General features: G+C 70.2%; 3 protein-coding genes and 1 pseudogene. All 4 read right to left on the bottom strand.

Annotated elements, in window-relative coordinates:
- The coding region (locus J2847_RS33685; protein WP_209783083.1) for a hypothetical protein at positions 1-313 on the bottom strand (313 nt) is incomplete at its 3' end.
- Positions 314-1,189, bottom strand: coding sequence for a hypothetical protein (locus J2847_RS33680; RefSeq protein ID WP_209783082.1), 876 nt, complete (start codon positions 1,187-1,189; stop codon positions 314-316).
- A complete protein-coding gene (locus J2847_RS33675) occupies positions 1,186-3,003 on the bottom strand; it encodes a hypothetical protein (protein ID WP_209783081.1) in 1,818 nt (605 codons plus the stop codon). Before J2847_RS33675 ends, J2847_RS33680 begins: the two co-directional genes overlap by 4 nt.
- Positions 3,000-6,319, bottom strand: a pseudogene (locus J2847_RS33670) (hypothetical protein); the annotation flags it as partial. The pseudogene J2847_RS33670 and the gene J2847_RS33675, both read right to left, overlap by 4 nt.

The raw sequence follows: 6,319 nt of genomic DNA, 5'->3' as shown, positions 1-6,319 counted from the left end.
CCTGCGCCGCCGTGCGGGCCGTCTCGGACAGCACCCGGTCGGTATGCGCGGCAGCGGCATCGGCCGCGGCGTTGCCCGCGCTGCCGGCGGCGGCGGTCGCCGATGCGGCGGCGGCGGCTTGGCTGGCGGCGGCGGATTCGCCAGCCTCCACGGCAGCGGCTGCGCGGTCCCCCACTTCCGCGAGGCCATCAGTCCACATGTTCTCCCACTGGTCGCGGGTCTGCCCATCGGCTCCGGAGACCGTCGGCTTCTTGTGGCCGAAGTTCGTCCCGAGCCCGGCGCCGGTGTATTCCTTGCCCTTCAGCATCACCATTCAAAGCACTCCTTCGAAAGAAAACGGCACCTCGTCGTGCTGGTGGCCGACGACGCCGAACAGGCCGGGGTCGAGGTTGCGGACGAGCTGCACCATGCGCAGCCAGTCGACCGTCCGGTCGGGAAAGGGGAAGAAGAGGAACGGCACGTCCAGGTCGTAATCCTCCAGCGCGTCGTGCATTCGCTGGCGGGCCTCGTCGACCGGCAGGTAGGGGATGCGTCCCCTCCAGATCTGCGGTTTGGGCAGCCGGTTGAACTCCTTGTGGCCGCACTCGGCCTGCACCGCCGTGGTCCGGAAGCCAAACCCATAGTTCAGCCCCAGCGCCGGGCTGATCGAGACCTGATGACCCATGGCGATCTCGAACAGCCGGCATTGAAAGGGGCCGGCCGATGGGTTGATCTTGCGCACCCTGACGCGGATGGCCTGCACCAGAACGGGTGACGGCAGGTAGACCGGACGGATCGGGGTGCGCTTGCGCGCCCGCTGCCGGGCCGAATACTTTCCGGTCCAGAACGACTCGTGTTCGAACGGCAGGGCGGAGCGGTCGTAGACCACCGGCCAGAAGTCGGCCGGATCCTCATGATGGACGAGAGTCGACGGGGCCATGCCGGGGTCGCCGAACATCTCGATCTCGAAGGTGTCGTCGTCGTCCGCGTTGTGCCCGACGAAGGCCATCAGCCCGACCGGCAAGGGGCTGGTGCTGGTCGCCACGAACACGGTGTCGTCCGCGTTGCCGGTGGCCGTCCGGCCGACCCGGTAGAGCGGCATCGAGCCGAGGTTCGTGACGGGCCGGTCGGGGTCCCAGCCCCCGCCGCCGGCCGCGAAAGCGAACTGGTCGGTCCAGCGGTCCAAACCGATGATGGCATCCAGACTCACAGCGGGGCCTCCAGCAGGTCGAGTTTGATGGTCAGCCCCTCCAGCCGCCGGCCGTTGACCCGCATCGTCTTGCCCGCCTCCAGGCCGTAGCGCGAGGATCGTACGGCGATGTCGGTGCCCGGCCGGGCGGGGATGGTCTCGGCGGTCAGGGCCGCCGCCAGGGTGAAGCGGTCGCGCAGCGCGCTGTGGACGGCGAACAGCCGCACCGCGAGCGCGAGGGCGTGCTCGCGTTTGCGCAGAGCCGTCCGGACCGTCAGGCGCCGCTCGCCCCACAGGTCGATGATTCCCTGGTCCTTGCCGGACGACGGCCACGTCGCGGTCAGCACCTCGCTCGACAACTGGACCCGCGCATCCGCCCCGCCGACCGGATCGAAGTCCGAGGCGGGGTCGCCGGCCAGATCGCCCGAGCCCAACGGCCGGTCGCGCGGCGCGAACTCGACGTCGACGGCGCAGACGGGCAACCCGCGCGTGTCGTCGTTGCTGGCGACCAGTTCGAGGGAGCCATAGGGGACATGCCCGGCCGGCGCGTCCTCGTCGGCCCCCAGAAGCTGTCGGAAGGTCAGCACCGGCGGACCGGCGGCGGCGCCGTCGTAGACGATCCGCCACACCCCCATGTCGTCGTCATGGTAGCCGGCCACGCCGCCGCACAGCTCGTCCAGCACCGCCCGCTTGGTCCGCTCCTGCGTCCCGGCCCAAACGCCGGCTTCCCACGGACAGGCGAGGTCCAGCGCCGCCACATCGGCGGCGGAGAGGTCGGCGCCGGTGTAGCCGCAATCCTCGATGAGGCTGCGGCGCCAGACCTGCGCCAGGAAGCGGTCCGCCTCGGTCGCCCCCTCCCAAGCCGCCAGCGTGAAAACGCCGCCTTGGCTGCCGAACGTCGTCTTGCACCACGCTCCGTCGCCGTTCTCGCCGGCATACCAATTGAACGTCCCGGTGGTCGGGGTCGAGTCCTTCAGCGCCTGGAGCGTCGAGCACCTCACGCCGACCGTGATCGGGACGCCCTTGTTGCGGCCGTCGGCGACGCCGTGGATGCGGCGGTCGCTGATCTGGCGCAGGTCCCCGACGTTGTTGGTCGACACCGGCTCGATCTGCGCCCGGTAGCCCCGGAGCCGGGGGCGCGGCAAATCCCGCAGCCCTTCGGCTCCGTCGGTGCTCATCGCGGCGCCGGTGCCGCCGGGATAGGTGGAGCCCTGCCACCGGCTGTCCAGATCGGACAGCGCGCCGCGCCAGCGGAACAGCACATCCTGCGCCCCCACCACCGGCTGCTCCACGGTGCCGGTGCGCAGCACGACCGCCGTGCTGTAGGCCGCCGCCGGCCCCGCGACCAACAGCTCCCGCGCCAGCCGACCGAAGTAGGCGTAGCGGCGCAGGTGGTCGCGCAGCCCGGCGTTGATGATCTTGATCCGGCCCTTCTCGACATCGCCCGCCCCGAACGATCGGCCGTCCCCATGCAGGCTGACCGAGCCCATGGCGTAGCCGTCGGGCGCGATCACCGGCTCGTAGGGGCCGGGGGCGGAGGGGTGGTCATAGTCCTCGTTGGCATAGCGCAGGATGCCGGCGGCGAGCTTCCAGCCGCTGTGGACGCCCGCGCCGCCGGTGGATTTGACGGACAGGGCAAAGCCAGCGGAGGTGCCGGCGACCACCAGCCCCTCCATCCAGGCGCCGGAACCGTCCGTCGCCTCCACGCGCAGCGTCATTCCCACCGTGGCCGGCGGGCCGGCGGTCAGCACGAAGCCCTTGAGCCCGGCGCCGACCGTGTGGGTGCTGGAGGATGCGGCGCCGACGTAGCAGCCGATTTCGATCAAATGGATCACGCTGCTCTCTCCTCGTCATGGTGCAGGCGCAGGGCGGCAAGCATCCGCCCCTGGCCGGCGATGGTTTCGGTTGCCGCGGCTTCGGTGAGGGCCACTTGGTCGCGGGCGTCGCGCGACCGTTCCGCGCGCAACGCCTTCAACTCGGCGGTCACGGTGTCGAGTTTGCGCTCCAGCATGGCGACCAGCGCCGCGTCGCCGCTGGGTTCGGGGCGGTGCGCCCGAAGGCTGGCGATGTTCGGCCCCGACCACCGATCGTTCGCCGCGCTCTCCCACAGGCTGGCGATGCGCATCGAGTCGGCGCTGGAGGCGACCGCCGCGCCACCGCCGTCCCACACAAGCTCGGCGCCGTGCTCGCCCACCCACTTCGCGCCCGGCGGCGTGGAGAGGGTGCCCTTTGCGAAGCCGGGGATGGAGCGGGCGCCCGACAGCACCTCGTTGATGCCGTAAGCCTCGAACCAGCGGCGCAGGTTAAAGCCCGGATCGACCGACCGCGCCGCCTGGATGTCCGCCATCCCGCCGAAGGCTGCCTCGATCTGGGCGTCGGTGAACGCCGCCAGTCGGGTCCGCTTGCCCTCCACCGAGTTGCGGGCTTTGAAGTCCCGCAGGAACGCCGTGTACTGGTCGCCGATCCCGTGCGCGGCGATGAAGGCGTTCGCGTTGCTGTCGAACCCGCCCGCGTAGCCGAATTGCCGCAGGAACCCCAAGGCGTCCTCGGATGTGAAGCCGGTCCCCTCCATCGTGGCGACGTCATCAGGCGCCCGGTAACGGTACGGGTTGTTCTCCCAGCCGAACCGCTTGTCGGCCGCGACCAGGACCTGTTGCAGGGTGTCGGCGCCCTGCGCCTTCGCCCAGGTGACGACATCCGGCAGGGTCTCCCTGGTCATGCCGGCCAGCATCTGGGGCAGCGTCGCGGCCGACGGGGTGTTCGTCAGCCGCTGGAGCGCAACCAGGGACGCCTGCCAGACGGCATAGCTCTGGTTCATGGTGGCGCTGAGGTCGTCCAGCTTCCCATACTGCCGCTCGCCCAGCCGGGCGGCGTCGGCCCGCTGCCGCTGCAACTCCTTCAAGGTATCCTGCGCGACCTGCAAATCCCTGTCGGCGGTGGCGGGGTTGGCGCCGCCCGGCAAGGTGCCGAGCCGGTCGAACAGCGACCGGATCCGGTCGTAATCGTCGCGGTTGCTGTTGGCGTAGTAGGCTTGGGCCAGCGAGACCAGCGTCGGCCCGAGTTGCTGGAGCTGCTGCTGCGCCTCCGTCTTCTCGGTGTCGCTGGCGGTGTCGCTGGTCGCGGTGCTGTAGGCCTCGTCGAACTGCCGGCGGGCCTCGATCAGCTTCTCGTAGGCCGACAGCGGGCTGCTGTCGTCGAGCGCCAGGCTGTCGTACGCCTGCCGGAACTGGCGGGCGACCGCCGCCGCCGCGACCGCGCCATCCTGGAGGCTGGTGATCAGGTCCTGCGTCGCGCTGATCTGCTGGTCGTAGTAGCCGAGGACATCGGCCTTGGCGAGGTCGAACGCCTTCTGGCCCCGCTCGGATGCCAGGACCTGCTGCAACAGCGTCGTGTCGTAGCCGGCATCCCGCGCCTGCGCCAACTCGACCGCCTGCTGCTGGTCGAGAGACAACAAGCCCGCCGTCCGAGCCGCCCCGACGCCGGTGTACATCCGGCTGTTGAGGTCGGACTGATAGGCGGTCAGGGCCTTGGCGGCGTCGGCCGCCTTGGTCCACGCCGTCGTCATGCTGCTGACGATGCCGGTGAACTGTTCGCCTGTGATCGTGCCGGCGCGGAACAGATCGGCGGCGCGCTCATAGGTGTAGGCCAAATCCCCGAAGGATGCCGTACCGCCTTGGATCGCCGTGAACAGGCCGTCGAGCTGGGTCGCGAAGGCCAGCACTCCAGCGCCACCACCACGGACCATCGCGCCATCGAGCACGTCCGTCGCCGTCGGCTGGCGGTGGGGCTCGGTGATCGCCTGGACCGAGGTCCAGCCCTGGCGCAGGGTGGACAGCACCGTCTGGCTGTCCTGGTAAGCCGTCGTCAGCAGGCCGACGGCGGTGGTGTACTGGTCGGCCGTCAGCACGCCTTCATAGACGGCCTGATTGAGAGCGCGCCAGCCGGCCTCGACGTCGGCATAGGTCAGCGCGCCGCGCCGCGCGGCAGCCGTCAGCCCGTCCAGACCATCGGTGAGCGCCGCGAAGGCTGGGGCTGTCACCGCCTCCACCGTCGCACCGGCGGCCCGGAAGGTATCCGCTGCCGACAAGCTGGCACCCCGGCCCGACAGCCCGGACACCTGGACGCCCGCCTGCCGCTGGAGGAGCCCCACCGCGTCGCTGTAGGCGGTCGTCAGCTTGGCGGTGTAGCGGGTCGCCATGTCGGCGACCTCTTCGGCGGTGTAGCCGAGGGAGGCGAGCGCGGGCCGGAACGCCTCGAACTGGATTTCCGCCTGCTTGCTCGCAGCCGCCATGCCGACCAGCGGCTGGGTGACGGGACCGAGGCCCATCATCGCCTCGATGCCGCGCCGCGCCGCCGTGGTCAGTTCCGACCCGGTTGCGAGCCCGAGCCGGGACGCGGTGTCCCGCCACTCGACGATGTTGGCTTGGACCTGTTCGCCAAGCTGCTTCGACGCCTCGGTAAACGTCTTGATCTGGTTGGACACCGGATCAAGGTTCGCCATCAGCGAGTCGAACTGCGGCCGGAAGGTCTTGGCGAACGAGACGTCGCCCAGCCATTCGTTGATGTCGGTCTTGGTGCTGGTGCCAATGGCCTTCAGCACGTCGTCCGACGCGGAAATCAGGCCCTTGCCGACGTTGGCCTTGAAGCCGGCGATGACCGCCTCATCCAGGCTGCCGAAGTCACCGGGCAGTTCGCCGGTCAGCGTCCGGGCCTTGAAGCGTCCGTCACGCCCCTCCACGCCGATGCCGAACTCGCCGTTGGTCGCGCCGCTGGCCGCCGTGATGAATTGCTTGGTGGCCGCGTCGATGCTGGACAGGAGCTGCTGCGCCTGCTCCAGCGAGCCGTCGTTGTCCTGGTTGTAGCTGCTCGCGACCTGATTGGTGCCGCTGTAGGTGACGGTCGCCGCCGCCGTCGGGGTGCCGCGGTCCTTGCCGAACAGCCCGCCGAGAAGCTGGGAGCCGATCGCGACCAGGGGTGCGAACGGTTGAGCCCCCGGAATGAACATCATCGCCGTCGCGGCGAGATTGCCGACGCCGCCGATGGTGTTCCCGGATTTGAAGTTCTGGAAGGCGTTGAAGCCGTAGCCGACGGCGCCGAGCGCGTCGCCGGCCGTGACGCCGCCCGCGCCCGGAGAGCCGGAGAGCGGCATCG

It is taken from the genome of Azospirillum agricola, assembly GCF_017876095.1.
In the GTDB taxonomy this organism is placed as follows: domain Bacteria; phylum Pseudomonadota; class Alphaproteobacteria; order Azospirillales; family Azospirillaceae; genus Azospirillum; species Azospirillum agricola.
Note: the sequence above shows the minus strand (reverse complement) of the source record. Positions and strands in the feature narration are given on the sequence as shown.